The 26,198-nt window shown below is 47.1% G+C and carries 25 protein-coding genes; 18 read left to right on the forward strand and 7 right to left on the reverse strand.

What is annotated here, in order from left to right; all coding sequences use genetic code 11:
• Nucleotides 1-29 precede the first annotated feature (29 nt).
• Nucleotides 30-416 (reverse strand): ribosome-associated heat shock protein Hsp15, encoded by a 387-nt coding sequence (gene hslR, locus LYZ37_RS00345; protein ID WP_272786048.1) that lies wholly within the window; start codon nucleotides 414-416, stop codon nucleotides 30-32.
• Between the two features lie 286 nt (nucleotides 417-702).
• On the opposite strand from hslR, the gene gspC reads away from it, so the two are divergent.
• From gspC to LYZ37_RS00405, 12 genes are read left to right on the forward strand one after another with little or no spacing between them, the layout of a single operon-like run.
• Entirely contained in the window at nucleotides 703-1,578 is an 876-nt protein-coding gene (gspC, locus tag LYZ37_RS00350) for a type II secretion system protein GspC (RefSeq protein ID WP_272787127.1), read from the forward strand.
• 38 nt (nucleotides 1,579-1,616) lie between these two features.
• Nucleotides 1,617-3,644 (forward strand): type II secretion system secretin GspD, encoded by a 2,028-nt coding sequence (gspD, locus tag LYZ37_RS00355; RefSeq protein WP_272786049.1) that lies wholly within the window; start codon nucleotides 1,617-1,619, stop codon nucleotides 3,642-3,644.
• Entirely contained in the window at nucleotides 3,644-5,134 is a 1,491-nt protein-coding gene (gene gspE, locus LYZ37_RS00360) for a type II secretion system ATPase GspE (RefSeq protein ID WP_272786050.1), read from the forward strand. Before gspD ends, gspE begins: the two co-directional genes overlap by 1 nt.
• Complete coding sequence (gene gspF, locus LYZ37_RS00365) at nucleotides 5,134-6,357, forward strand: type II secretion system inner membrane protein GspF (protein WP_272786051.1); 1,224 nt, start codon at nucleotides 5,134-5,136, stop codon at nucleotides 6,355-6,357. The genes gspE and gspF overlap by 1 nt, the downstream gene beginning before the upstream one ends.
• A gap of 40 nt (nucleotides 6,358-6,397) precedes the next feature.
• Entirely contained in the window at nucleotides 6,398-6,841 is a 444-nt protein-coding gene (gene gspG, locus LYZ37_RS00370; protein ID WP_272786052.1) for a type II secretion system major pseudopilin GspG, read from the forward strand.
• Nucleotides 6,842-6,864: 23 nt separating this feature from the next.
• The gene (gene gspH, locus LYZ37_RS00375; RefSeq protein WP_272786053.1) at nucleotides 6,865-7,452 is read left to right on the forward strand and encodes a type II secretion system minor pseudopilin GspH; all 588 of its coding nucleotides are present in this window, start codon (nucleotides 6,865-6,867) and stop codon (nucleotides 7,450-7,452) included.
• Nucleotides 7,439-7,795 carry a type II secretion system minor pseudopilin GspI gene (gene gspI / locus LYZ37_RS00380; RefSeq protein ID WP_069667719.1) on the forward strand — a complete coding sequence of 119 codons (357 nt, stop codon included), beginning with the start codon at nucleotides 7,439-7,441 and terminating at the stop codon, nucleotides 7,793-7,795. Before gspH ends, gspI begins: the two co-directional genes overlap by 14 nt.
• Nucleotides 7,782-8,432: a type II secretion system minor pseudopilin GspJ gene (gene gspJ / locus LYZ37_RS00385; protein WP_272786054.1), complete on the forward strand. Its 651-nt coding sequence runs from the start codon at nucleotides 7,782-7,784 to the stop codon at nucleotides 8,430-8,432. The genes gspI and gspJ overlap by 14 nt, the downstream gene beginning before the upstream one ends.
• The gene (gspK, locus tag LYZ37_RS00390; protein ID WP_272786055.1) at nucleotides 8,425-9,438 is read left to right on the forward strand and encodes a type II secretion system minor pseudopilin GspK; all 1,014 of its coding nucleotides are present in this window, start codon (nucleotides 8,425-8,427) and stop codon (nucleotides 9,436-9,438) included. The genes gspJ and gspK overlap by 8 nt, the downstream gene beginning before the upstream one ends.
• Complete coding sequence (gene gspL, locus LYZ37_RS00395) at nucleotides 9,404-10,618, forward strand: type II secretion system protein GspL (RefSeq protein ID WP_272786056.1); 1,215 nt, start codon at nucleotides 9,404-9,406, stop codon at nucleotides 10,616-10,618. Before gspK ends, gspL begins: the two co-directional genes overlap by 35 nt.
• 10 nt (nucleotides 10,619-10,628) lie before the next feature.
• The gene (locus LYZ37_RS00400) at nucleotides 10,629-11,120 is read left to right on the forward strand and encodes a type II secretion system protein M (RefSeq protein WP_272786057.1); all 492 of its coding nucleotides are present in this window, start codon (nucleotides 10,629-10,631) and stop codon (nucleotides 11,118-11,120) included.
• Nucleotides 11,121-11,124: 4 nt separating this feature from the next.
• Nucleotides 11,125-11,889, forward strand: coding sequence for a type II secretion system protein N (locus tag LYZ37_RS00405; protein ID WP_272786058.1), 765 nt, complete (start codon nucleotides 11,125-11,127; stop codon nucleotides 11,887-11,889).
• 61 nt (nucleotides 11,890-11,950) lie between these two features.
• Here the strand turns inward: LYZ37_RS00405 and envZ are convergent, their stop codons facing one another.
• Nucleotides 11,951-13,258 (reverse strand): two-component system sensor histidine kinase EnvZ, encoded by a 1,308-nt coding sequence (envZ, locus tag LYZ37_RS00410; protein WP_171381648.1) that lies wholly within the window; start codon nucleotides 13,256-13,258, stop codon nucleotides 11,951-11,953.
• Between the two features lie 80 nt (nucleotides 13,259-13,338).
• Nucleotides 13,339-14,058: an osmolarity response regulator transcription factor OmpR gene (ompR, locus tag LYZ37_RS00415; protein WP_004746095.1), complete on the reverse strand. Its 720-nt coding sequence runs from the start codon at nucleotides 14,056-14,058 to the stop codon at nucleotides 13,339-13,341.
• Nucleotides 14,059-14,233: 175 nt separating this feature from the next.
• Between ompR and greB the strand changes: the two genes are divergently transcribed.
• A complete protein-coding gene (gene greB / locus LYZ37_RS00420; RefSeq protein ID WP_239826858.1) occupies nucleotides 14,234-14,713 on the forward strand; it encodes a transcription elongation factor GreB in 480 nt (159 codons plus the stop codon).
• Between the two features lie 35 nt (nucleotides 14,714-14,748).
• On the opposite strand, the gene LYZ37_RS00425 is transcribed toward greB, so the two are convergent.
• Nucleotides 14,749-16,641: a putative ATP-dependent zinc protease gene (locus LYZ37_RS00425; protein ID WP_272786059.1), complete on the reverse strand. Its 1,893-nt coding sequence runs from the start codon at nucleotides 16,639-16,641 to the stop codon at nucleotides 14,749-14,751.
• A gap of 225 nt (nucleotides 16,642-16,866) precedes the next feature.
• On the opposite strand from LYZ37_RS00425, the gene LYZ37_RS00430 reads away from it, so the two are divergent.
• Nucleotides 16,867-19,191 (forward strand): Tex family protein, encoded by a 2,325-nt coding sequence (locus tag LYZ37_RS00430; RefSeq protein WP_272786060.1) that lies wholly within the window; start codon nucleotides 16,867-16,869, stop codon nucleotides 19,189-19,191.
• Between the two features lie 92 nt (nucleotides 19,192-19,283).
• On the opposite strand, the gene LYZ37_RS00435 is transcribed toward LYZ37_RS00430, so the two are convergent.
• Together LYZ37_RS00435 and bioH are read right to left on the reverse strand one after the other, a co-directional pair.
• Nucleotides 19,284-19,754 (reverse strand): ATP-dependent Lon protease, encoded by a 471-nt coding sequence (locus LYZ37_RS00435; protein WP_272786061.1) that lies wholly within the window; start codon nucleotides 19,752-19,754, stop codon nucleotides 19,284-19,286.
• A 121-nt stretch (nucleotides 19,755-19,875) separates the two neighbouring features.
• Nucleotides 19,876-20,670 (reverse strand): pimeloyl-ACP methyl ester esterase BioH, encoded by a 795-nt coding sequence (gene bioH / locus LYZ37_RS00440; RefSeq protein ID WP_272786062.1) that lies wholly within the window; start codon nucleotides 20,668-20,670, stop codon nucleotides 19,876-19,878.
• Between the two features lie 59 nt (nucleotides 20,671-20,729).
• On the opposite strand from bioH, the gene LYZ37_RS00445 reads away from it, so the two are divergent.
• The 4 genes from LYZ37_RS00445 (at nucleotide 20,730) to cysQ (ending at nucleotide 23,710) form a co-directional block, all read left to right on the forward strand.
• Nucleotides 20,730-21,431, forward strand: a complete 702-nt coding sequence (locus LYZ37_RS00445; protein ID WP_272786063.1) for a phosphoribosyltransferase family protein — start codon at nucleotides 20,730-20,732, stop codon at nucleotides 21,429-21,431.
• Nucleotides 21,432-21,517: 86 nt separating this feature from the next.
• On the forward strand, nucleotides 21,518-22,105 hold the full coding sequence (gene nfuA, locus LYZ37_RS00450) for a Fe-S biogenesis protein NfuA (RefSeq protein WP_054962683.1): 588 nt from the start codon (nucleotides 21,518-21,520) through the stop codon (nucleotides 22,103-22,105).
• A 171-nt stretch (nucleotides 22,106-22,276) separates the two neighbouring features.
• Nucleotides 22,277-22,822: an ADP compounds hydrolase NudE gene (gene nudE / locus LYZ37_RS00455; RefSeq protein WP_272786065.1), complete on the forward strand. Its 546-nt coding sequence runs from the start codon at nucleotides 22,277-22,279 to the stop codon at nucleotides 22,820-22,822.
• Nucleotides 22,823-22,882: 60 nt separating this feature from the next.
• Nucleotides 22,883-23,710: a 3'(2'),5'-bisphosphate nucleotidase CysQ gene (cysQ, locus tag LYZ37_RS00460; RefSeq protein WP_239826863.1), complete on the forward strand. Its 828-nt coding sequence runs from the start codon at nucleotides 22,883-22,885 to the stop codon at nucleotides 23,708-23,710.
• Between the two features lie 234 nt (nucleotides 23,711-23,944).
• On the opposite strand, the gene recG is transcribed toward cysQ, so the two are convergent.
• Nucleotides 23,945-26,023 carry an ATP-dependent DNA helicase RecG gene (gene recG, locus LYZ37_RS00465; protein ID WP_272786066.1) on the reverse strand — a complete coding sequence of 693 codons (2,079 nt, stop codon included), beginning with the start codon at nucleotides 26,021-26,023 and terminating at the stop codon, nucleotides 23,945-23,947.
• Nucleotides 26,024-26,198 lie beyond the last annotated feature (175 nt).

A 26,198-nucleotide genomic window follows, 5' to 3' on the forward strand; every position in this document is an offset into this window, starting at 1 on the left:
GTGGCGATTCCTCGTAAATCTGCTAGAGCTTATTGGTGTTTAAATTTAATAATATCGCGGCGCTGCTTTTTATCAGGGCGGCGGTCTGGGCTAGGGTTATGGGCGTGAAGTTTGCGACGTGCTGCATTCTCTTCACGTTTACTTAGACTCTCTGCTGTTTCAGAGTAGAGCGTTTGCGCTTCTGGAGCTCCGCGACGTTGGTCAGAAATTTTCTCTATGACCACAGTTTTTTCTTCGTGCCCTTGTCTTAAGCTAATCACCGCACCGAGTTCGACAGCCTTGCTTGGCTTGCTGCGCTGACCATTATAATGGACTTTGCCACCATCGACCATGTTGCGCGCGATGGAGCGAGTTTTATAAAATCGTGCAGCCCATAGCCATTTATCGAGTCTTACTGCTTCGGTTTGGGAACCCATTGTATTTCTTGCCCTCTAAGGTGGTGAATGTTTATTCCATTCAGATGCAGTAACAATGGTGACGAATGTGGCATTTTTCAAGCGAGATCATAAAAATTAAACGCTAAGAAAGCGACGTTCGGTGGTTTTATGTTTAGCTTGTTTCATATTTTGATACAATGATCCGCTACATCTTTGATAACTAATATTAACTTCCGTTATACAGGGCTTAATACCATATTCTTAACGGGTGCAATACGGCTCCAAGCCAGCGAGAAAGGGACAGCGAGTGCAGCAAAACAGGGTAATGACACTACTTAAATTCGGTGAGGCGCTTAGAGACGTTGCGATGCAGCAGCGTATCAGCTACGTAGTGATGATGCTTCTACTCACAATCAGTGCATGGATCGCTGGGCAGATGCTTTGGCAACCGTGGAGCGCATCGTCAGTATCGAAATGGCAGCCGAGTGGCGTGGTTAGCGCAGGCTCGTCTAGCTCATCGCAACTCGATATCTCTGAGCTACAGAACAGCAATCTATTCGGTAAGTACCGAGAAAGTGCGCCAGTTGTCGAGCAACCCAAGGTACAAGATGCGCCGAAAAGTCGCTTGAATGTGGTGCTAGTGGGTGTGGTCACTAGTTCGAACCCAGAGAAAAGTTTAGCGGTGATTGCTAATCGTGGTCAGCAGGCGACCTATGGCATAAATGAGGTGATTGAAGGCACTCGCGCTAAGCTTGTTCAAGTCCAGTCCGATCGTGTCATCATCGACAATTCAGGTCGTAATGAAACCGTTATGCTCGAAGGTCTGAAATATACCAAACCATCAGTAACGGCAGTTAAAGCACCAGAAAGTGTGACACGCAGTCAGGTTTCACCAGACTCATTAAATAAAATTCGCGAAGAAATCCGCCAAGATGCTAAACAGATCTTCCAATATGTGCGGATGTCTCAAGTAAAACAAGATGGAGAGGTGGTTGGCTACCGCCTTTCTCCTGGTAAAGATAGAGCGTTGTTTGACGCTGTTGGTCTTAAACCGGGTGATATCGCAATTTCAATAAATGGACTGGATCTCAAAGATTCTGCGGCAATGGGAGAAGTGTTTAGAAGCTTGTCCCAGTTGACTGAACTCAACTTAACAGTAGAACGAAACGGTCAACCACACGAAATATACATTGAATTATAAGGTTGTCGCAGCAGCGTCAGCGATCCGAGGAGTACAGAGTGAACCATTGGCTTAAAAAAAGCGCATGGCTTTTAGCAGGAAGCTTATTAACGTCACCTGCAGTGGTGGTAGCAAATGATTTTAGTGCCAGCTTTAAAGGCACAGATATACAAGAATTTATCAATATTGTTGGCCGTAACTTAGAAAAAACCATCATTGTTGATCCTTCGGTGAGAGGCAAAGTCGATGTGCGTAGCTACGACATGTTGACTGAAGAGCAGTACTACAGCTTTTTCCTCAATGTGCTCGAAGTGTACGGCTTTGCTGTGGTGGAAATGGACAATGGCATCTTAAAGGTCATCAAAGACAAAGATGCAAAAACATCGGCAGTGCCTGTTGTCGGTGATGGCAGTATCAATGGTGATGAAGTGGTCACCCGAGTCGTCGCAGTGCGTAATGTCTCAGTGCGTGAATTATCCCCTCTGTTGCGTCAGCTTAACGATAATGCGGGTGCGGGTAACGTGGTTCACTATGACCCAGCAAACATTATCCTAATTACGGGTCGCGCGGCGGTGGTTAATCGTCTGGCGGACATTATCAAGCGTGTTGACCAAGCGGGTGACAAAGAAATTGAAGTGGTTGAACTAGATAATGCGTCAGCCGCAGAAATGGTGCGTATTGTTGAAGCTCTGAACAAAACCACCGATGCCAAAAACACACCTGCCTTTCTTCAACCTAAATTGGTCGCTGATGATAGAACCAACTCGATTCTGATCTCTGGTGATCCGCAGGTACGTGAGCGCCTACGTAAGTTGATCAAACAGCTCGATATTGAGATGGCATCAAAGGGCAATAACCGCGTGGTTTACCTTAAGTATGCCAAAGCAGAAGATTTGGTTGATGTGCTAAAAGGCGTGTCAGATAACCTGCAAGCAGAGAAATCATCCGGTTCGAAACAGGCGAGTAGCGCTAAACGTGGTGAAGTGATGATTGCCGCTCACCCAGATACCAACGCACTAGTGGTAACTGCTCCGCCAGATATCATGAACGCGCTGCAGGATGTGATTGCTCAGCTCGATATTCGTCGTGCTCAGGTTCTCATCGAAGCGCTAATTGTGGAAATGTCTGAAGGTGATGGCCTTAACTTTGGTGTTCAATGGGGCTCGCTCGAAACAGGTGCTGTAATTCAGCACTCTAATGCAGGCGCACCAATTGGTAGCGTGATGGTTGGTCTCGAAGAGGCCAAAGATAGCACGGAAACGACCACGCTCACTGATACTACGGGGCAAGTGACAGGTTTTAACTCTGTGACTAAGAAAGGTGACTACACTAAGCTCGCTTCGGCATTGGCTGGGGTTAATGGGGCAGCGTTGAGTGTTGTTATGGGCGACTGGACAGCATTGATCAGTGCCGTTTCAACCGACTCCAACTCAAACATTCTGTCTTCACCAAGTATTACCGTAATGGACAATGGTGAAGCGTCATTTATTGTTGGTGAAGAAGTGCCGGTTATTACTGGTTCTCAGACTGGCTCAAACAATGACAACCCATTCCAGACCGTTGAACGTAAAGAGGTCGGTATCAAGCTTAAAGTGGTACCTCAAATCAACGAAGGTAACTCAGTACAGTTAAAGATTGAGCAAGAAGTCTCTAACGTACTGGGCGCTAACGGTGCGGTCGATGTGCGTTTTGCCAAGCGTCAACTGAATACCTCTGTGATGGTAGAAGACGGTCAGATGATTGTGCTTGGTGGTCTTATTGACGAGCGAGCGCTAGAAAGTGAATCTAAAGTGCCACTACTGGGCGATATTCCTTACCTAGGCCATCTATTTAAATCAACCAGCACTCAGGTTGAGAAGAAAAACCTGATGGTGTTTATCAAGCCAACCATCATTCGTGATGGCATGACGGCAGACGGTATTACTCAACGTAAATACAACTTTATTCGTGCCGAGCAGCTCTACAGAGCTGATCAGGGTTTGAAATTGATGGATGACGGTCATATTCCGGTATTGCCAGAATATGGTGAAGAGATTGGTCATCCTGTTGAGATCCAAGCATTTATTGATCAGATGAGCACTAACTAATGGACGTCGAGTTAAATCCAAGCTTTAAACGCTTGCCGTTTAGTTTTGCCAATCGCTTTAAGCTTGTTTTAGAGCCTGCGGACAGTGGTTTAGTGCTTTACTATATCGCGCCGATTTCAGTGCAGGCTTTGATTGAAGTGAAGCGCGTGTGTGGTCAGTCTTTTACCTTGCAAGCGCTAAGCAAAGAAGCATTTGATGGCAAGTTAACTGAAGCTTATCAGCGTGACTCTTCGGAAGCGCGCCAACTGATGGAAGACATTGGTGCCGATAATGATGATTTCTTCTCTTTGGCGGAAGACTTACCGCAAGATGAAGACTTGCTTGAGTCAGAAGACGACGCACCAATCATCAAGCTTATCAACGCGATGTTGGGTGAGGCGATTAAAGAAGGGGCGTCAGATATTCATATCGAGACGTTTGAGAAAAGCCTCTCTATTCGATTCCGTATTGATGGCGTGTTACGTGATGTGCTCTCACCGAGCCGCAAGTTAGCGCCATTGCTTGTATCGCGTGTTAAGGTCATGGCCAAGCTTGATATCGCTGAAAAGCGTGTCCCACAAGATGGTCGTATCTCGTTGCGAATTGGTGGTCGTGCGGTCGATGTGCGTGTTTCAACGATGCCCTCTTCACACGGCGAACGTGTGGTAATGCGTCTACTAGACAAAAACGCGACGCGCTTGGATTTGCATAGTCTTGGTATGACAGAAGCCAACCACAACGCCTTCCGTCAGATGATTGCTCGCCCGCACGGCATTATTTTGGTCACAGGTCCTACGGGTTCGGGTAAGTCGACCACCTTGTATGCTGGTCTGACAGAGATTAACAGCAATGAGCGCAATATCCTGACGGTCGAAGATCCGATTGAATTTGATATCGATGGTATTGGCCAAACTCAAGTTAATCCCAAAGTGGATATGACTTTTGCTCGTGGCTTACGTGCAATTTTGCGCCAAGACCCGGATGTGGTTATGGTGGGTGAGATTCGCGACTTAGAAACAGCGCAAATCGCGGTTCAGGCTTCTTTGACTGGTCACTTAGTGATGTCGACCTTACACACCAATACAGCCGTCGGTGCGATTACACGTCTGCGTGATATGGGCATTGAACCTTTCCTTATTTCTTCTTCTTTACTGGGTGTTTTGGCTCAGCGATTAGTGCGCACGCTATGTTCTGACTGTAAAGAGCCTTATGAAGCGGATAAAGAAACCAAAAAATTGTTTGGTTTGAAAAAGAAAGAGGACTTAACTCTCTACCGTGCCTGTGGCTGTGAAGCATGTAATTATAAAGGCTACCGCGGACGTACAGGCATTCATGAATTGCTTGTGATTGATGAAGATGTTCAGACCTTGATTCACAGTGAGTCAGGAGAGCAGGCGATTGAAAAGCAGATTCGTCAGCACACGCCGAGTATCCGAGATGATGGTCTAAGCAAAGTACGCGCGGGTATCACCTCGCTTGAAGAAGTGATGCGGGTGACCAAGGAAGGCTAATGGCGGCATTTGAATATAAAGCGCTCGATGCGAAAGGTAAGACCAAAAAAGGCGTTATCGAAGGTGATAATGCTCGTCAGGTGCGTGCCAGACTTAAAGAACAAGGCCTAATACCGGTTGAAGTGAGCGAAACAAGGCAGAAAGCGAAAAAGCAGACTAGCCAAGCGACGTTTCAGTTTAAACGGGGTTTAAGCACGCCTGATTTAGCCTTAATCACTCGTCAATTGGCGACTTTGGTTCAGTCCGGTATGCCGCTCGAAGAGTGTTTAAAAGCCGTATCTGAACAGTCAGAAAAACCGCGCATCCGTACTATGTTGCTTGCTGTCCGTTCCAAGGTGACGGAAGGTTATACCTTAGCCGACAGCTTGGCCGACTTTCCCCATGTCTTCGATGAGCTATTTCGCTCGATGGTTTCTGCAGGCGAAAAATCAGGGCATTTGGACTCAGTGCTAGAGCGTCTTGCTGATTATGCTGAAAACCGTCAAAAGCTACGTTCTAAATTGCAGCAAGCGATGATTTACCCAGTCGTGCTAGTGGTTTTCGCGGTCGGTATTGTGGCGTTCTTACTCGCCGCTGTTGTGCCTAAAATCGTGGGTCAGTTTGTCCAAATGGGCCAAGAGCTACCTCAATCGACTCAGTTCTTGCTTGCTGCCAGCGACTTTATCCAAAACTGGGGGCTTACCCTGCTTGTCGCTTTGATTGTTGTTGTCTACCTAGTTAAGTTTGCGCTTAGTAAGCCTAAGTTACGTTTGAGTTGGGATCGCAAAGTCATCTCGATGCCCTTGGTTGGCAAAATTGCCCGCGGTCTAAACACTTCGCGTTTTGCACGCACATTATCTATCTGTACTTCGAGCGCGATTCCAATTTTGGAAGGAATGCGCGTTGCAGTGGACGTTATGTCGAACCATTACGTTAAACAGCAGGTCTTAATCGCGACAGATAATGTTCGTGAAGGTGCTAGCTTACGCCGCGCTCTTGAGCAGACCAAATTGTTCCCACCCATGATGCTGCACATGATAGCCAGTGGTGAACAGAGTGGTGAGCTAGAAGGTATGCTGACTCGTGCTGCGGACAACCAAGACTCAAACTTTGAATCGACAATCAATATTGCACTGGGCATCTTTACTCCGGCTTTGATTGCTTTAATGGCGGGGTTGGTGCTGTTTATTGTTATGGCGACGCTAATGCCAATTTTAGAAATGAATAACTTAATGAGTTCATAACAGCTTTTAGCAAATCTAAGCTGCTTTTGTGGAGAATAAAATGAACAAAAAAATGAAGAAACAGTCTGGCTTTACCTTGTTAGAAGTTATGGTTGTGGTGGTGATCCTAGGTATTTTGGCAAGCTTTGTCGTACCTAATTTGCTTGGGAACAAAGAAAAAGCGGATCAACAGAAAGCGATTACCGATATCGTTGCGCTAGAGAATGCGCTTGATATGTACAAGCTTGATAACAGCGTTTACCCGTCAACAGACCAAGGTTTAGAAGCGCTAGTGACTAAGCCTTCTAGCCCTGAGCCGCGCAACTACCGTGACGGTGGCTACATTAAGCGTCTACCTTCCGATCCATGGGGTAACGACTACCAATACTTGAGCCCAGGTGACCATGGTAATGTTGATATCTTTACGCTAGGTGCGGATGGTCAGGAAGGGGGCGAAGGTGCCAACTCTGATATCGGCAACTGGAATATTCAAGATTTTCAGTAATTAGCAGTTAACGCTTAGTCTTTATGCGTCGTCATTCTGGATTTACTCTGCTTGAGATATTGCTGGTATTGGTGCTGATTTCACTCGCATCCGTAGCGGTGATTTCTACCCTACCAGTCAATGCAGAAGACGGCGCAAAAAAGCAGGCTCAATCTTTGTTTTATCGGGTACAGCTGCTTAATGAAGAGGCGATGCTGAGTGGCAATGACTTTGGTCTGCGCGTTGATGAGAAGAAATCACGCTACCACTTTATGCGACTAAAATCGCAGGGGTGGCAAAAGCTTGAACAGCACCATATACCGCCCGAGACTGAGCTCGCGGATAACCTTGCCATCATGTTAACGCTAGGAGGCAACGTCTGGAACGACCAAGAGCGCTTGTTTAAACCCGGTTCGCTCTTTGACGAAGATATGTTCGCCGAGTTTGAACAAGAGAACAAAAAACTGCCACCACCACAAGTCTTCATTATGTCGAGCGGCGAAGTGACACCATTTTCTATTGCTATTTACCCGCAGGATAGTAGTGCTGAAAACGATGCATGGCGAATAGTGGCAAAAGAAAATGGTCAGATCATCTTGTTAGCACCTGGAGAAAGTGATGAAGAAAGCTAAGCAAGGCTTTACGCTTCTTGAGGTGTTGGTCGCGTTAGCGATCTTTGCTACTGCGGCTATAGCAACCATACGCTCGGTTAGCCAACATATTAATACGCTTAACTTTCTCGAAGAGAAAACTTTTGCGGCTATGGTGGCAGACAACCAAATGGCGAAGGTAATTTTATCTGGCAGTAAGCCAAGTAAGAAAAAAGGCAAAGAAACACTTGCACAGCGAGATTGGTTCTGGACAGTGGAACCCGTTTCCACCACAGGGGATATGCTACAAGCCTTTGATGTTAAAGTTGCGACCAGTGAAAAAGGATCGCCAGTGGTCACGGTGAGAAGCTATGTACCGAAATAGTCTTGATCGGTCACAGGGCTTTACCCTGATTGAAGTGCTAGTGGCGATTGCTATTTTTGCTAGCTTGAGTGTCGGGGCTTATCAGGTTCTCAATCAAGTTCAGCGCAGCAATGAAATTTCGATGGAGCTTAGTGAGCGATTGAAAACGCTGCAACGAGCCTTGGTGTTTATGGACAATGACTTTCGCCAAATGGCGCTGCGTCAAGCTCGTACCAATGGCGAAGACCCTTCTCCTATGTTGCTGCAATGGAAAGACTATTTACTCGACTCTGATACCAAAGGGGTGATGTTCGTTCGTGCGGGGTGGCACAACCCACAGCAACAGTTTCCGCGTGGTGGAATAAGCAAAGTCGGTTATCGGATTAAAGACAAGCAGCTGCAACGAGTGTGGTGGCGTTATGCGGACACACCTGCTGGGCAAGAAGGCATTGTGATGCCATTGCTCGATGGTGTGGAAGAGTTTGAGATGCGTTTTTTCGATGGCAAGCAGTGGCAGAAAGAGTGGCAAACTAAATTTGCTCTACCACAGGCGGTAGCGTTGAGCCTAGAGCTAGAAGATTATGGCAAAATTGAGCGTATCTATCTGACATCAGGTGGCACACTGGAGCTGGCTGAGGAGCAGAAGCAAGATGGTTAGAAAGCAGCGCGGCGTCGCGCTTATTATCGTCCTGCTGCTGCTGGCGGTTATGGTCAGTATTGCTGCAAGCATGGCAGATCGTCTGTTTAGTCAGTTTAAACGAGCGACTAACCAGATCAATTATCAGCAAGCTTATTGGTATAGCGTCGGGGCTGAAGCATTGGCGCAGGCAGGTCTTGAACAAAGCTTTAAAGACTCAGATACGATTAACCTTTCGCAGCCATGGGCATTGGAAGAGCAAACTTACCCGTTGGACTATGGGACGCTAAAAGGCCGCTTAGTTGATCAGCAGTCCTGCTTTAACCTCAACGCTCTGTCGAGCTTAGCTTCGACAGCTGGGTCGGATAAGTCTCCATACTTGGTCGATGTCTTTCAAAACTTGCTCGAAGAGTTGGAAATTGAAAATTACCAAGCAGAAACAGTTGCTCAATCTACTTGGGAATACGTCGACAGCAATAACTCGGTTAACTCGACGGTTGGGGTTGAAGACAGCTTCTATGAGTCGATGTCTCCCGCCTATATGGCGGCAAATAGCCTGATGGCGGATAGCTCAGAGTTACGCGCGGTCAATCAGGTTTCGGGTGACGTGATGGAAAAAGTATTGCCTTACGTGTGTGCTATTCCAACCACTGATTTGAGATTAAATGTAAATACGATCAAGCCCGAGCATGCTGCATTGCTGGCAGCTTTGTTTCAACCTGCTCTTAGTGTCACTCAAGCTAAGCAGGTGTTGGAAAATCGCCCTTTTGACGGCTGGGCGAGTGTTGACGACTTTTTAAATGAGAAAGAGTTTGCCAACGTAACGGCTGATGCACGTAAAGAGGGCAAAGGCTATTTGGCTGTGACCAGTGCCTATTTCGAGTTGGATGTTGAATTATTAGTTGGGGACTCTCGCGTGAGAGTGCGCAGCTTGCTATTTAGTAGTGATAAACAAACTGCGACGGTCATTAGCCGTCGCTTCGGAGGTATCGGTGAACGAGTTTCTGATCGTTCGACTGACAAATAATACCGCTCAGGCTATCCAGTGGTTAGTCTGGTCGGAGTCACAAAAGGAAGTGATTGCGAGCGGAGAGCTAGACAGTTATCAGGCACTGCCAGAGATCGCGACATACGCGGAAGGCCGTCGCACGATTGTTTTGTTGTCAGCAGAAAGCCTAGTGCTAACCGATGTAGAAATTCCTGCGGGTGCCAGTCGCCAGCTTGAATCTATGCTGCCCTATGTGCTTGAAGATGATTTAGCGCAGGATGTCGATCAACTGCATTTTACCATTCTAAACAAATCGCAAGGTCAAGCGCAGGTGTGTGCGGTGGATTCACAGTGGCTAGAAAAAGTCCTCATGGAGCTTGGCGATATTGGTTGTCAGATCCAAAAGGTAATGCCCGACGTATTGGCGCTTCCAGAGAGTGAAGGATTGTCTGCGGTTGAGATTGGTCAGCAATGGCTATTGAAGAAGTCTAGCTACCAAGGTATGTCGGTTGAGAGTGATTGGCTATCGCTGGTGGCTCAGTCTGAATGGGTACAGCAAGACGAAGAATTTCTACCGCTAACTTCATATTCGGCTTTGCCTGCTTCTCTTGAGCTTGCTGAACAGCAGCAGTGGCTGAACGGCGAGCCTAAGTTGGTGATGCAGTTACTCGCTGAACAAGCTATTACAAGCAAGATTAATCTTCTGACTGGTCAATTTAAGCCTAAATCGTCTTTCAGTCGCTATTGGAAAATCTGGCAAAAGGTTGCAGTTGCGGCAGTGTTGTTATTGGCGGTTGTGGTTGTCGATAATGTGCTTAAGATTCAAAAGTATGAAGCGCAGGCGAGTGCTTATCGTACGGAAAGTGAGCGTATTTTCCGCCAGTCCTTACCGGGTAAAACCAAGATTCCGACCGTGAGTTATCTAAAGCGTGAAATGGAGCGTGAAGCGAGTCGTTTATCTGGTGGCTCTGATGGCAATGAACTCATTAGTCTGATGGTGAAGCTGCCTCCTTTACTCAATCAAGTGCCGGGTTTAGATCTCACCAGTTTTAAGTATGACAGTGGACGTAATGAAGTTCGCTTACAAGCGCAAAGCAAAGATTTCCAAACCTTTGAAAAGGCTGCAGAGCTGATGGGCTCTAATTTTGCGGTCGAGCAGGGGCAACTTAACCGCTCAGGGAGCCTAGTCAATGGCTCTTTTGTTCTCAAGCCGTTGTGAGGGATTAAGCATGAATAAATTGGTCAATACCTTACAAACTTGGTGGTTGAGTATTTCACAACGTGAGCAGCGCTTAGTGGTTGCTTGCTCCCTATTGGTGGTCATTGGTGGCCTGTATTGGGGCGTCGTTCAACCTGTCGCCGAGCGAGCAAATAACGCGCAAATGCGCATTCAAAGCGAGAAGCAACTGCTTTCTTGGGTGAAAGACAAAGCGGATCAGATCAGTCAATACCAAGGGCAGGGTGGCAGAGCGGTTTCTAGCCTACCTATCAACCAAGCGGTATCTTCAAGTGTTGGGCGCTTTAAAGTTGAGTTGATTCGTGTCCAACCGCGTGGCGAGCAGTTTCAGGTGTGGGTTGCGCCTATGCCGTTCAATCAGTTCTTAAATTGGATAACCTTTTTGCAAGAGACGCATGGAATCAAGGTGGTATTTCTTGATATCGATAAAGGAAGCCAAGACGGTATGATAGAAGTGAATCGACTCCAGCTTGGTAGAGGGTAATTGAGTGAAGAAAACAGTGTTATCGGGTGTGTTTCTTAGCTCCGTGTTTGTTGCTAGCGCTATGGTTCATTTACCCGCTCAGTTCGTAGTGCAATATGCGCCTCTGCCTAATCAACTCAGCTTGATTGGGGTTGAAGGAACTGTGTGGCAGGGCTCAGTGCACCAAGTGAAATGGCAAAACCAAAACTATGGCGCGCTAAATTGGCAGCTTAACCTTGCTAAGCTGTTAACTGGGACTGCAGAGGCTCAAGTGCGCTTCGGTCGTGGCAGTGATCTATCGCTTCAAGGTCGTGGAATTGTTGGTTATTCGCCAAGTGGTTTATACGCTGAGAATTTAATTGCTTCGCTGCCCGTTGAAAAAGTGATGCAGTTTGCACCTTCTCTGCCGGTGCCTTTAGAACTGAACGGGCAAGTAGAACTTAGCCTGCGCTCATACGTTTACGCGTCTCCTTATTGTGAGAGCGCCCAAGGAAGTGTGGTGTGGAATACCGATACTGTCGGAACGCCTATGTCTGACTTAGAAGTTGGCCCTGTGATTGCTAACTTTAGCTGTCAGTCGAGCAGCTTTGATGTGGTTGGCGAGCAGAAGAGTAATCAAGTCGAAAGTGGCTTCACTGCTAAGCTGAATTCGGATCAGAGCTACACCTCAAGTGCTTGGTTTAAGCCTCAGGCTGAGTTTCCGAGTGCATTTCAGCAGCAGTTAAAATGGTTACCAACTCCCGCAGACCGCGAAGGTAAGTTCCAGTTTAGTTACCAAGGTCGACTCTAAACACGCGATCTAAAAACCAACAAGGGCAGCGATTAAGCTGCCCTTGTTCGTTGACTCCCTGTTACTTTGTCGCAGGGAAGCTGATTTGTACTTTTAAGCCACCACCACTGCGATTATTGACGATCACTGAACCATTGTGCTGACTGACAATGCGTTTAACAATCGCTAAGCCAAGCCCTGTTCCTTCGCTTCCTCGCGCGGTATCACCACGAGTGAAGGGTTCAAACAGTTTCGCGATCTGGCTCTGTTCTATCCCTGGTCCATTATCTTCAACGCACACCCAAACCAACTTGTTATCCGCGGTAATGCCAGTGCTCACCTTTGTCCAACCATTACCATAGCGAATCGCATTGACGACTAAATTGCTCACCGCGCGCTTGATAGCAATTGGGCTGCCTAAGGTCTCTTTGATTGGCTGGTGGAGTTCGGTATCAATTTGCACCTCGTAACCGCCTTCAGATGAAGCGACATCGTTAGCGATTTCGTTAAGGTCGACCTCAATAAAAGATTGCTTGTTTACCGGCTTGAGGTAGTCCATAAATTGGCTGATGATCTCGTTGCACTCTTCAGTATCGCTAATAATGCCCTCAGCTAGATAGCTATCTTCAGGGGACATCATTTCTGTCGCAAGACGAATTCTGGTTAACGGTGTACGCAGATCGTGGCTAATGCCCGCCATCAGCAGCGCTCTGTCTTCCTCTAGTGCTTGAATGCCTTTGGACATCTGGTTGAAAGCACGGGTTACCGAGCGAATTTCCGAAGCGCCTTTTTCAGGTAACGGTGGTGGAATCTCACCGCGACCCACCCCCTTGGCCGCTTTTTCCAACGCAATAAGAGGACGATTTTGCAAACGGATGAACAACCAGCCTCCAGCAACAATCAACAACGCCATGATTAGGCTATTGCGAAACAGTGGTGTAAAGTCCTCTTCTTGCAGTTCAGAGAGTGGAATGCGTAAGAGGGAGTCAGGTAGGGAATCTATCTTCATCCACAACACGTAGCTCTCTTCTCCGAGCATCATACGAACATCGGTTGGTGAGCCAAGTTCATTAGTCATCTCTTCACTCATCAGGTCGATGCTCACCGCATGGTAATACTCTTCTGCCATTGGACTATCTTCAGCATGAACCGTCACCCCTAGCTGCTCCAATACACGCCTACGCAGCGGCGCATCCATGGCTAAGCCATCTTCTAGGGTGGCGGAGTCATCCAGCATCAGATTAATTTCGTGGCCGAGGATTTTATTGAACTGCTGCAAGCTCGGCATCAGGGCGTAATTAAATACGGCGTAGTAAGAATAGACTTGGCTGGCAATAAGCAGAGTCAGAAAGATAAAAATGGATTGAGTAAATGAGCTGCGAATGCGCATAACACCTACCTTGAGAAAAGGTTAGTCTAAAACAAAGAGTGCGAGACTAAGTCTCGCACTCTATCAAAACATATTGTCGGTTACGCTTCTTTGCCGTCTGGGACAAAAACATAACCTAAGCCCCATACCGTTTGGATGTAGCGAGGTTTACTTGGGTCGACTTCGAGCATACGACGCAGACGAGAGATTTGCACGTCAATCGAACGCTCCATCGCTGAGTATTCACGGCCGCGGGCCATGTTCATTAATTTATCACGCGACATTGGCTCGCGTGCATTGGTCACGAGAGCTTTCAGTACCGCAAATTCACCAGAAGTGAGCGGCATAGCTTCATCGCCACGGAACATTTCACGCGTACCTAGGTTTAAGCGGAAATCACCAAACTCAACCACCGATTCTTCACTACTTGGCGCACCAGGTAGCTCGGTCGTTTGACGACGCAAGACTGCTTTAATGCGCGCTAATAGTTCACGTGGGTTAAACGGTTTTGGTAAGTAGTCATCTGCGCCTACCTCAAGGCCGACGATACGATCGATCTCGTCACCTTTGGCGGTCAGCATTAGAATCGGTAATGTGCTGTTGGCATTACGAAGGCGACGGCAGATCGACAGCCCATCTTCGCCCGGTAACATCAGGTCTAGCACCATCAAATGGAAAGTTTCACGCGTTAGCAGGCGGTCCATCTGCTCACTGTTTGCAACACTACGAACTTGGAATCCTTGTTCAGACAAGTAACGCTCTAGTAGTGCACGAAGTCGTGCATCATCATCAACAACTAAGATCTTGTGATTTTCTTGCATGTAATGGGTCCACCTAGTTAATAAGCTTGCGCGACTTCAGGCTATTGAAACAGTCACCTTTATGCGCAACTTAAAATGTAACACTGTTCTTAAGCTATTGGTGCAAAGAATTGTTAACGTTTATTTCCTTTTTAGCTAATGTATATCGGAACTTCAATTTAATAACGTCAGAAATATGAAAACGAACCTAATAACAAGAGAAGGCTTTGATCGACTTAAAAAAGAGCTCGATTTTTTGTGGAAAGAAGAGCGTCCAGAAGTGACCAAAAAAGTGACTTGGGCAGCGAGTCTCGGTGACCGGAGTGAAAACGCTGACTATCAATACAACAAAAAGCGCTTAAGAGAGATAGATCGCCGTGTACGTTATTTGCGTAAGCGTTTAGAGCAAGTAAAAGTGGTTGATTACTCACCGCAGCAGGAAGGCAAAGTATTCTTTGGAGCTTGGGTCGAAATCGAAAATGAAGCGGGTGAAATCAAAGCTTTTCGTATTGTCGGCCCTGACGAAATTTACGGTGACGCCAAAGGTTATATTTCGATTGATTCCCCGATGGCGCGCGCCTTATTGAAAAAAGAAGTCGATGACGAATTCAGCGTTAAAACCCCAGAAGGTTACAAAGAGTGGTTCGTTAACACTATTCGCTATAGCGCTGAATAACAAAAAGTCCCGCGGTGCGGGACTCTTAGCTGTGATTATTTTTCGTAGTCGGGTTTTTCAGTGAGGATGTAATTATGTTCACTGCCCACCACAGCGCCATACTTGAGGAAGTTTTTACCTAAGATCATGCTGTAGTGGAAACGGCTACGGTCTTTGAGGTTCACTTGGATCTTTTTCTCTAGCTCACCCAATTTGACTTGCATTTCCACGACGGGACGAATGGTCGGTTTCTCACCTTTTTTCGCCCTGATTTTCATGCTATCGACGACCTCTAGGGTAAAGTCTTTCTCCATGCCGAGATCGTTTTGGTAGGTAAAGCTGACCATGGGCTTGCCATCTTTTTCAAACTGTTTGATGTTCTGTGCATTGATAGAGCTGACGTCTGCACCAGTATCAAGTTTGACGGGGAAGCTAAGACCTTCGACTTGCGCTACCTCGATATGGCCTGCCTTAAATAGCGGGTAGGAATCGAGGAGATGATCAGTGCGAGTGTTTATGAGTACGCCATTTTTGGACATCTTCTGGCCTATGACGAAGTAATCACTGGTCTCGTCTTCATCGAGTACATCAATGGCGTACGGCAGTTCAACTTTCTCGCCGTATAGGGTGAAGGTACCAAATACCACTGGGCGAGTGGAGTCTCCGACTTTTAGAGTTTTATTGATCGGTTTAGAAAACTGCTTGGCCTCGCCGCTTTGGTCTGTGAGGTAGTAAGTTACCCACTCTTTGCCTTTCTTTTCAAACATCTCGAAGCTTGCGACTTTTAGCAGTGGTGTTTTCACTACCAGTGATGGTTCTGCCGTTAATTCAATGCCATCAAGTAATAGAGACTCCTCACCGGAAACCTGCATGGCTTTTGACTTGCTACTGATGGTTTTAGGCTTGCCTGATAACAAAGACGTCGCGCTAGTATCGATCATAAAGCGTCGATTGAGCGTGCCTTTGCCGAGACGTAGCTGTGAATTGAGTTTGCTACGGTCAGTTAAGTAGACGAACCAGTATTGAGTTTCAGCGCCGTTAGTGTCGATTGGAACGAACACCATGGGGCGCTTTTTGCCACTCACGTTCAACATACGTACCAATGGGCGTGTGAGTGTCTCGCTGCTGCCATTGCCATCTTCGACATCGAAAGAGACCAGTTGCTTGTTAGAGTCGATGTTTATATTGGTGGCATGCAGTGAAGAGTAGTTGTTTTGCAGTGAGTAGCTGATCTTCTGCTTTACACCAGCGATTTCAACCGACTCTTTCTTACCAACAAGTTGCGCATTTTTTTGCTCTTGAAGGTAATCGTAGCCTGCGTAAACCCAAGCGTTGTTATCGAGAAAAGTTTTGCCAATCAGAATTGGCGCGGAAAACTGGTTTCTATCGGTCAAGTTAACTTGTGTCATGACGGTTTTGCCAGCAATAGTCATTGGCAAGGTGATGGTTGGGCGCAGAATCGGTTCTTTTTGTGTTCGATTGCGAATCACGCCGACACGTTCAATAGGCCTAGTCACCTCAATGCTCTCACCGGTGTGCGGATGCTTAATGGTGAAAGTCACTTCAACACCATAAGGGGCAAAAAGTTCAGCATTCCAATCATCGTAATCGACATCATCAATAGGGTCGAAGTCGATCAGCGCTTTCATCAGCTTGTGATCTTTGAGTTGGCTAAACTGGGGATCAGAGCTGGAAACGTGAATGTTGGTAGCATGCATCGATGTCGTGTCTGCGCCAGTATCAATCTTACCTGCAAATGAAACCCCTTTTAGTGCCTCGATATCGTCGAGATAAACGCTTTCTACCCGGCCTAAGACAAGTTTGTCATCAAGGGTGTAAACAGGAGACTGGGTAGAAGCATTGATCGCAGCGCTAGCTTGATCAGCTAGGGCCAGAGGAGAGGCTAAGGATACAGATAGTACAGAAAGGGCCAGTAAGATTTTTTTCATAGCGGTTCCAACTACTCGTTATTCGCACAAGGTCTTGAACGAAATTAGTTCCATTTTTCAGATCTAAGTTCTGACTTATCTCTATTTCTGACACAACTTTCACATAATTGCCAAACTATTGGCAAAACAATTGCGTAACCTTGCTCGCGGTAACAAAAAGTATTGGGTTTTACATCAAGAATCCCAATATAAAGAAGGTTAAAAATACAACAAGAGATTCAACGGATGAGCCAAGCTATCTGTAATTTGATTGCTCAGGAACTGAGTGTTCGACCTGAGCAGGTCACTGCTGCTGTTAACCTCATTGATGATGGAAACACAGTCCCTTTTATTGCCCGCTACCGTAAAGAAGTCACGGGTGGATTGGATGATACTCAGCTGCGTAACCTTGATAGCCGTTTATCCTACCTACGCGAGCTAGATGAGCGTCGTCAAACCATTCTTAAATCGATTCAAGAGCAGGGGAAGTTAACCTCTGAACTTGAAGCTGAGATAGCGCAGGCAGACAGTAAAACACGTCTTGAAGACCTTTACTTGCCTTACAAACCAAAGCGTCGTACTAAAGGCCAAATTGCGATTGAGGCAGGCTTAGAGCCACTAGCAGACAAGCTTTGGAATCATCCGCAAACCGAACCTGAAGCGGAAGCGGCAAACTACCTAGATGCAGACAAAGGCGTTGCTGATACCAAAGCAGCTCTGGATGGCGCTCGTGCTATCGTGATGGAACGAATCGCTGAGGATGCCAATCTACTAGAGAAAATTCGTGCTCATCTGAATCGCAACGCGGAACTTGTTGCTAAAGTGGTCGACGGCAAAGAGCGCGAAGGTGAGAAATTTAAAGATTACTTTGAGCACAATGAAGCCTTGAGTAAAGTGCCATCGCACCGCGCACTTGCCATGTTGCGTGGTCGAAATGAAGGTTTCTTAACTCTTGCGATGAATGCTGACCCTGCTCAGGAAGAAGGCGTTCGTCAGTCTCATTGTGAGACGATTATTAGTGACCACTATGGTATTTCCCTAAGCAGTGCTCCGGCAGATGGCTGGCGTAAGCAGGTGATTAGCTGGGCGTGGCGCATCAAAGTTTCGATGCACATGGAAACTGAGTTGATGGGCGCGATGAAAGAGCGTGCAGAGATTGAAGCGATTGAGGTTTTTGCCACTAACCTGAAAGATCTACTGATGGCAGCACCTGCGGGCCCTCGTGCCACACTTGGCCTCGATCCTGGTCTTCGTACTGGTTCTAAAATTGCGGTGGTTGATTCAACCGGTAAAGTGCTAGCAACTGAAACCATCTATCCTCATCCGCCACAAAAGCAATATGATAAATCTGCGCAAATTGTTGATGCTTTAGTTCGTAAGTACAACGTGGATCTGATTGCGATTGGTAATGGTACCGCTTCACGTGAAACCGACAGCTTTGTCGCTGATTTGATTAAACGTGGCAACCTCAAGGTGCAGAAAATCATGGTTAGCGAAGCGGGTGCATCGGTTTACTCGGCGTCAGAGCTAGCAGCAAAAGAGTTCCCGAACTTAGATGTGTCGCTGCGTGGTGCAGTGTCGATTGCTCGCCGTTTGCAAGATCCACTGGCTGAACTGGTTAAGATTGACCCTAAATCGATTGGTGTGGGTCAGTATCAGCATGATGTTAGCCAATCCATGTTGGCAAAACGTCTTGATGCGGTAGTCGAAGATTGTGTGAATGCTGTTGGTGTCGACGTGAATACCGCATCACCGGCTCTGCTAACTCGCGTAGCTGGCCTATCGAGCACAATTGCGCAAAACATTGTTGACTACCGTGATGAGAATGGCCGCTTTGAAGCGCGTACCACGCTGAAAAAAGTCGCGCGTCTTGGGCCTAAGGCATTTGAGCAGTGTGCGGGCTTCCTGCGTATTATGGATGGTAAGAACCCTCTTGATGCCTCGTCTGTTCACCCAGAAGCATACCCTGTGGTAAAAGCGATTGCTGAGAAAAACAGCAAAAATGTCAAAGCGCTGATTGGTGATACTCAGTTCCTACGCGGACTTCACGCTGTCGATTACACCGATGAGAACTTTGGTGTTCCAACCGTGAGCGACATTATCAAAGAACTTGATAAACCGGGTCGCGACCCACGCCCTGAGTTTAAGACAGCCACATTCGCTGATGGCGTTAATCAGGTTTCTGATCTTGAACCTGGCATGGTGTTAGAAGGGGTAGTGTCTAACGTTGCGAACTTTGGTGCCTTTGTTGATATCGGCGTTCACCAAGATGGCTTAGTACACATCTCTGCGCTGACGGACCGTTACGTCTCGGACCCACGAGAAGTGGTTAAAGCGGGCGATATCGTCAAGGTGAAAGTGATGGAAGTGGATGTGCAGCGTAAACGTATTGGTCTTTCAATGCGCTTAACCGATGAGCCAGGGCAGGACAACCGAGCTCAGCGTTCAAGTGCTCCACGTGGTCAGCAGCGTCAACAACAAGGTGGTCAACGCCGCCGTGATGAGTCGTCGAACAATAACAGTGCTATGGGTGGCGCATTTGCTGCTGCCTTTGCAAAAGCTAAGCGTTAAGTTATTACGCTAAAAATATAAATCCCCGTAGTAGCGATACTAGCGGGGATTTTTTTCGGCATTACCTTATCGAACCAGAGAACGACAAGGTACTACAACACCGCAATTACATCAGAAGGGGTATTTGGGGCCACGGCATCTCCGTAATGAAATTTAATCACGGTTCTGCGTTTTTCCATCATCCCCTCTGTTATCGCCGCATCGATTATGCGCTTCGGTAAACGAAAACGCATGGCATAGCCTTTACCTTGATGTTCGCTATAACTTTCCAGTGCCAACAGTTGGAATAGCCTTTCGAGGGTATCTTTAGGTTCTTCCTGAGAAACTGCAACCACACTCCCACTTTCTTCCGTCTCATAGCTTGGGTGCTCTGAGGGATCCCATGAGGATTGCTTTCGCCGCTTATCGTCTGCTGTTACCTTTCGTTCTGCGTTACTCTTGGTCAATGCAATCGTTGGTGCAATTGGCTCTCGGACTTTATTGTCGCGCGCCGCTTGCTCCGTTTGCACATTAACCGATGGGGCGATGAGTGGAACGCTTACGTTCGTAGGTGATACGAGCATTCATTAACCTCCTCACGCCCAACCTGAGAGTGGTAACTCTTTCGGTTAGTTTATTTATCGACCAGTTAGGGCAAAGGTTTAGCGCAGATTTTTATTTTTTGTACATTGTTCATTTATTGCTTTAGCGATCAATGAATTGGTGCACTTGCTGACAAAATGCCTCGAATTCAGTCATAAACGGCGCATGGGAAGAGTCGGTAAAAATGTAGCTATCGCTGTTTGGCGCGAGGCTATCGACATCACTGGCGACTTTGGCAGGCACAAGACCATCTAAGCGGCCATAGAGACGTAGCATCGGGATGGTTAGGCTTTCTAGCTCAGCACGATAGTCGATATCGGCTAACAGTTGTAAACCTGTTAACAGAGAGGTTGGGTTTGGTGTAGGCCTCGATAGAACGGCTTTTTTCAGCTGTTTGACATCTTGTCTTGCTGAAGGGCTCCCCATCGCCTGCAAGGCCATAAAACGTTCGATAGTCAGTTGGAAATCATCAACCAATTGTTCGGTAAACGCACTTAGCACATTTGGTTGAATGCCGCGCCAAGGTCTCTCGGCGGCAAATTTGGGTGAGCTTGCGACAGTAATCAGCTTTTCGACTCGTTGCGGGGCATTGAGTGCAATATGGGTTGCCAGTAAACCGCCTAGTGACCAGCCAAGCCAGATCGCTTTCTCAGGTGCGTGCAGCAAGACTTGTTCAGCGAGATCATGCATATTCTCGAAACTAGACTGATGACTATGACCAAACCCTGGCAGATCGACCACATGGACACAAAAATGCTGGCTAAGAACTTCAACAGTCTGCTGCCAAACCGCGCCATTCATTCCCCAACCATGGAGTAGCACTAGGTCATCACCTTGACCTTGGGATTGCCAGTACAAAGATTTACTGTTGTTCTCAGTTTGTAGCACTTTTTCCATCCTCTCGCTCTCAGTCCTGTCTAGACAATCATCAAATACTGTTTCAATGGAGTGGGGTTATGTTAACTCAAAAGGTAGTGAAACACATCGCCGACCTGTTGCCGATGCATTGCGAGGTTTGCCATCTCGCGCTGGCCAAGCCACATCCACCTAGTGGTATTTGCGGTCATTGCTCGCGCTACTTCGCGCCTGTTCCTCGATGCCAGCGCTGCGGTTTACCCACTCCTTTTGATATAGCAGAGTGCGGAGAATGTCTTAAACATCCGCCTAAATGGCAGCGGCTCTATTGTGTTGCTGACTATCAACCACCACTTGCGCAATATGTTCATAGGCTTAAGTACGAACGGCAATTTTGGCAGGCGAGTAAGCTCGCGAGCCTGCTCGCCCCGAGAATAGAAACGCCCGCACAGATCATCACTTTTGTGCCCTTGCACTGGGGGCGATATCTAAGGCGCGGATTTAATCAGAGTGAGTTGATAGCACGTTCACTCGCACGTCAACTCAACGTATCGTGTCAGCCCTTGTTCAAAAGAGTGAGAGCAACACCTCAGCAGCAAGGTTTAACTAAGTTGGAACGAAAGCGAAATCTAGACCGTGCTTTCTTACTCAATGGAGAGATTGTTGCTGACCATATCGCGATTGTTGATGATGTTCTCACTACAGGTAGTACGGTGCAGCATTTATGTGAATTACTGCTTGAAGCGGGGGTGAAAAGCGTTGATATTTACTGCATCTGCCGTACTCCTGAGCCAGCAAGTTAGTATAAATTGACTAAAACGCTAGATCTCTCAGTTTTCAGGAGTAAAATGGTCAACTAATAGCCTACAAAATTACTCAGGTATTCGTCGTGTCAAATACAATTACTATTACAGAAACCGCCCAAAAACACTTTGCTAACCTATTAGGTCAGCAGCCAGAAGGCACTAATATTCGTGTATTCGTGGTAAACCCTGGCACTCAAAACGCAGAGTGTGGCGTGTCTTACTGCCCGCCAGAAGCGGTAGAATCTACCGATACTGAATTGGCGTTTGAGTTCTTCTCAGCATTTGTTGATGAGCTAAGCCTGCCATTCCTTGAAGACGCTGAAATTGATTTTGTAACTGACAAAATGGGCTCTCAGCTAACTTTGAAAGCACCAAACGCGAAAATGCGTAAGGTTTCTGATGACGCGCCTCTAGTAGAGCGTGTTGAGTACGTGATTCAGACTCAGGTTAACCCTCAGCTTGCGGGTCACGGTGGTCATGTAAACCTAGTTGAAATCACAGACGAAGGCATTGCAATTGTTGCCTTTGGTGGCGGCTGCAACGGCTGTTCTATGGTTGATGTAACACTGAAGGAAGGTATCGAGAAAGAGCTCCTTCAGCAGTTTGAAGGCGAGCTGTCTGCGGTACGCGATGCAACCGAGCACGATCGTGGTGAGCACTCTTACTACTAAGAAATGCATTTAACCGAATGAAATACATAGGGTTGACAGTAATGTCAGCCCTTTTTTTGTTTTCAAAGCTGATAAATTTCTCATATATTAGGAGTGTTGAACTTTCGAACAATAGGGTTTTGAAAGAGCGACAGATTCTAGAACCTTCCCTTGATGCAAAGGAGTAAGCTCGTGGCCAAACGGAACCCACCAGAAATTCTGGCGAAACAGACTGTGGCGCAATCTCGACTGTTCGCTATTGAAGCGTTGGATTTACGCTTTAGCAATGGTGAACATCGGACTTATGAGCGCATGAAACCTAGTGGGCGAAATGCAGTCATGATGGTTCCTGTTACCGATCAAGGTGACATTTTGTTAGTCAGAGAATATGCGGCGGGCACTGAGAGGTACGAGTTGGGTTTTCCTAAGGGGTTAATTGATCCTGGTGAAACTCCCCAGCAAGCGGCTGAACGTGAATTGAAAGAAGAGATTGGCTTTGGTGCTCATAAATTAACACCTTTGAAAGAAGTCGTTCTTGCCCCTTCTTATTTCTCTAGCAAAATGACCCTGTTCATTGCAGAGCAACTATACTCAGAGCAATTGGAAGGTGATGAACCAGAGCCGTTAGAAGTGGTTCGTTGGCCTTTAGCACAAGCTGAAGAGCTTTTAACACACCTCGATTTTAGTGAAGCGCGCAGTATTACTGCGTTGTTACTCGCTCTACGAATCTTAAAATAATTAACGTTTTCCTCAGCGATGTCGCGTGAGGAAAGAGTAGGTAGAGCGTAAGGATTTTTTATGCCAATGACAGAAGACCTTTCTCATCATTTGCCCGCAGTGATTGAAATTGCCCGTAGTGCTGGGCAGTTGATTCTCGATATTTACGAGAAAAAAGAGTACCAGGCGTTTACCAAAAGTGATGAAACACCAGTGACCAGTGCTGATATCGCCGCGCACAAACTGATTGTGGAAAGACTTACCGAGCTGACTCCAGATATCCCGGTGTTATCGGAAGAAGCGGCCGATATCAGTTTAGATAAACGTTCACAGTGGGATCGCTACTGGCTAGTTGATCCACTGGATGGTACCCAAGAGTTTATTGCCCGCAGTGGCGACTTTGCCACCATTATCGCTCTCGTAGAAAACAACAAACCCGTGATGGGAGTGGTTTATGGTCCGGTTTCTGGGGTGACCTACTACGCTTATCAAGGTAAAGGGGCGTGGAAAATTCCAGACTTAAGCGAAAGCGTGCGTATCAAAACCCATCAACATGATGGCAAGCAAAGCCCAATCGCGATTGCGATTAGTCGTCGCCAAGATATCAATCGCATCACAAGCCGAATGAGCAGCGGTTGGAATTATGATTTAGTTCCACTTGGCTCAGCAGCACTGAAAGCCTGTTTAGTCGCTGAAGGCGCGGTCGATTGCTACCTACGGCTTGGCCCAACCGGTGAATGGGATACCGCCGCAACGCAATGTATTGTCGAAGAAGCGGGTGGACGTATTCTAAGTACCTTATTAGAGCCGCTCTCTTACAATGAACGCGATACGTTAGAAAACCCGAATTTTATTGTCTTAGGTGATGAAAACTTGCCGTGGGATGAGATTTTAAAGGTTAAGGATTGAAGCGGACTCCGTCCTTAAGAACGCTTCGCTTCGAGAACGGGCTTCGCCCTATGGAAAGCGGGATCGCTACGCTGCTGGATTGCTAGCTCTGATTTTGGTCATTCCTCACTCTTGAGGATGATGAATTGTTTATTCAAACTAAGAGGGTTGACGTTTTCACGCCAACCCTCTTTTTTGTTATCCAGTTATCCAGTTATCCAGTTATCCAGTTATCCAGTTATCCAGTTATCCAGTTTAAGCCTTCGAATACACATCTCTATCACCCAGCCAGCGGTCTATAATCGCGACAGCATTATCTGGATAGTTGTCATGAATATGACGAGCGATGCGCTGAACTTCGGGGATTAAGCGCTGATCACGGACTAAATCTGCAATCTTAAAGTCAGCCATACCGGTTTGCTTGGTGCCTAATAGCTCACCCGGCCCACGGATTTCTAAGTCACGCTGTGCAATCACAAATCCATCATTGCTTTCACGTAAAACGCCTAAGCGCTTTTGAGCGGTTTTCGACAGTGGTGAATGGTAGAGCAACACACAGTGACTGGCGACACTACCTCGACCTACGCGGCCTCGTAGCTGGTGGAGCTGAGCTAAACCCAAACGCTCGGGGTTTTCGATAATCATTAAGCTTGAGTTAGGCACATCAACACCCACTTCAATCACGGTGGTCGCGACCAATAGATGGAGTTTATTGTCCTTGAAATCTTGCATCACCGCTTGCTTCTCAGCGGGTTTCATTCGACCGTGTACTAAGCCAATCTTGACGTCTGGCAGTTTGCGTTGCAGTTCTTCAGCCGTATCCGCTGCCGCTTGAGCTTCGAGCACCTCAGATTCATCAATCAGAGTACACACCCAATAGGCTTGCTTGCCTTCATTGAGACAAGCGTTTTTGACTCGCTCAACAATATCGTCCCGTTTAGTATCCGGAATAGCGACGGTTTGAATCGGCGTTCTCCCCGGTGGGAGCTCATCAATCACTGACGTTTCTAAATCAGCGTAGGCGGTCATTGCCAGTGTTCGAGGTATTGGGGTAGCGGTCATAATCAGCTGGTGCGGATAAGCACCTTGCTTGGCCCCTTTTTCACGCAGCTCTAAGCGCTGGTGGACACCAAATCGATGCTGCTCATCAATGATAACTAAAGCTAAGTGATGAAACTCGACATGCTCTTGGAACAAAGCATGGGTGCCAACCACCATTTGCGCTTCACCATTGGCGATTTGAGCAAGCTCCGCTTCTTTGGCTTTACCTTTCAGTTTGCCAGCCAACCAGCCAACCTTGATGCCCATAGGTTCGAGCCAAGCCGCGAAATTAATCGCGTGCTGCTCGGCGAGTAGCTCAGTAGGGGCCATCAGTGCGACTTGATAGCCATGCTCTAAGGCGCGCAGAGCGGCAAGTGCTGCGACTAGGGTTTTACCTGAACCTACGTCCCCTTGAACCAGGCGCATCATAGGGTGTGGCTTTTCGAGATCTTGTTCGATTTCACCCACTACGCGTGCTTGTGCATTGGTGGGTGAAAAGGGAAGTTGGTCGAGCAGTTGCTGCTTAAGTTTGTTGCGAGCGGGTAGTGGTAATGCTGTGTCTTGCTGACCTTTGCTGCGCACCGCTAACATCGACAGGTTTTGTGCCAGTAGCTCTTCCATAATCAAGCGGATCTGCGCTGGGTGCTTGCCTTCATCAAACTGCTCTAAATTGATATTCGGTGGCGGGCGATGAATTGTGTGCAGTGCTTGCGCTAGGGTGATTTGGTGATCATACAGACCGTTGGGTAGCAGTTCTTGTACGGCTGCTTTGTCAAGTAACTCAAGGGCTTGGTCAGTTAAATTACGTAGCGTAACTTGACGCAGACCATCTGTCGTTGGGTAAACAGGAGTTAATGTCTGTTCTGCATCAGCTTTTTGGTTCGGAGCATAGAACTTGTAGTCTGGGTGGACAATCTCTAGTCCGTAGCCACCACGTTTGATTTCACCATAAGCGTGAACGGTTTTACCTTCGGCGAAGTTGTTCTTCATTCCGGCGGTAAAATTGAAAAAACGCAACGTGATTGTGCCGTTGCCATCACTGATTTTCACCGACAGCATTTTGCGTTTACCAAACAAGGTATCAACACTCATCACCTTGCCTTGTACCGCTGCCCATAAGCCAGCATGCAGTTTTACAATCGGGTAGATACGAGTGCGATCTTCATAACGCAGAGGAAGGTGAAACAGTATATCTTGAACACTATTGAGCCCAACTTTAGCTAACTTCTCGGCGACTTTGGCACCAACGCCAGTCAAAGAAGTGAGAGGAATCGCAGATAGCAGTTGGGACATGACACAGCTCGCTCGTTATTTTGAGTAAGTGACTCAGTGAGTTAGATAATACCTTGTTAGTTAACCATTGGGCTGTGTTTTTGTACAGGAAAAATTGGGGTTAGAGAGCGGGAACGCTGTGCTATGGATAACGGGATCGGGCTTCGCCCTGCTGGAAAACTAGGTTTGGCTCTAA

Origin of the sequence: Vibrio tubiashii, from assembly GCF_028551255.1 — a bacterium.
GTDB lineage: Bacteria > Pseudomonadota > Gammaproteobacteria > Enterobacterales > Vibrionaceae > Vibrio > Vibrio tubiashii_B.

Excerpts from the sequence above, each read along its gene's own strand:
- gspH (WP_272786053.1), top strand. The coding sequence starts at position 6,865 with ATGCGTCGTCATTCTGGATTTACTCTGCTTGAGATATTGCTGGTATTG.
- recG (WP_272786066.1), bottom strand. The coding sequence starts at position 26,023 with ATGTCCCAACTGCTATCTGCGATTCCTCTCACTTCTTTGACTGGCGTT.
- gspE (WP_272786050.1), top strand. The coding sequence starts at position 3,644 with ATGGACGTCGAGTTAAATCCAAGCTTTAAACGCTTGCCGTTTAGTTTT.
- gspJ (WP_272786054.1), top strand. The coding sequence starts at position 7,782 with ATGTACCGAAATAGTCTTGATCGGTCACAGGGCTTTACCCTGATTGAA.
- bioH (WP_272786062.1), bottom strand. The coding sequence starts at position 20,670 with ATGGAAAAAGTGCTACAAACTGAGAACAACAGTAAATCTTTGTACTGG.
- LYZ37_RS00400 (WP_272786057.1), top strand. The coding sequence starts at position 10,629 with ATGAATAAATTGGTCAATACCTTACAAACTTGGTGGTTGAGTATTTCA.
- gspF (WP_272786051.1), top strand. The coding sequence starts at position 5,134 with ATGGCGGCATTTGAATATAAAGCGCTCGATGCGAAAGGTAAGACCAAA.
- envZ (WP_171381648.1), bottom strand. The coding sequence starts at position 13,258 with ATGCGCATTCGCAGCTCATTTACTCAATCCATTTTTATCTTTCTGACT.
- LYZ37_RS00425 (WP_272786059.1), bottom strand. The coding sequence starts at position 16,641 with ATGAAAAAAATCTTACTGGCCCTTTCTGTACTATCTGTATCCTTAGCC.
- LYZ37_RS00445 (WP_272786063.1), top strand. The coding sequence starts at position 20,730 with ATGTTAACTCAAAAGGTAGTGAAACACATCGCCGACCTGTTGCCGATG.
- LYZ37_RS00435 (WP_272786061.1), bottom strand. The coding sequence starts at position 19,754 with ATGCTCGTATCACCTACGAACGTAAGCGTTCCACTCATCGCCCCATCG.
- gspI (WP_069667719.1), top strand. The coding sequence starts at position 7,439 with ATGAAGAAAGCTAAGCAAGGCTTTACGCTTCTTGAGGTGTTGGTCGCG.
- greB (WP_239826858.1), top strand. The coding sequence starts at position 14,234 with ATGAAAACGAACCTAATAACAAGAGAAGGCTTTGATCGACTTAAAAAA.
- gspC (WP_272787127.1), top strand. The coding sequence starts at position 703 with ATGACACTACTTAAATTCGGTGAGGCGCTTAGAGACGTTGCGATGCAG.
- ompR (WP_004746095.1), bottom strand. The coding sequence starts at position 14,058 with ATGCAAGAAAATCACAAGATCTTAGTTGTTGATGATGATGCACGACTT.
- hslR (WP_272786048.1), bottom strand. The coding sequence starts at position 416 with ATGGGTTCCCAAACCGAAGCAGTAAGACTCGATAAATGGCTATGGGCT.
- LYZ37_RS00430 (WP_272786060.1), top strand. The coding sequence starts at position 16,867 with ATGAGCCAAGCTATCTGTAATTTGATTGCTCAGGAACTGAGTGTTCGA.
- cysQ (WP_239826863.1), top strand. The coding sequence starts at position 22,883 with ATGCCAATGACAGAAGACCTTTCTCATCATTTGCCCGCAGTGATTGAA.
- gspG (WP_272786052.1), top strand. The coding sequence starts at position 6,398 with ATGAACAAAAAAATGAAGAAACAGTCTGGCTTTACCTTGTTAGAAGTT.
- gspK (WP_272786055.1), top strand. The coding sequence starts at position 8,425 with ATGGTTAGAAAGCAGCGCGGCGTCGCGCTTATTATCGTCCTGCTGCTG.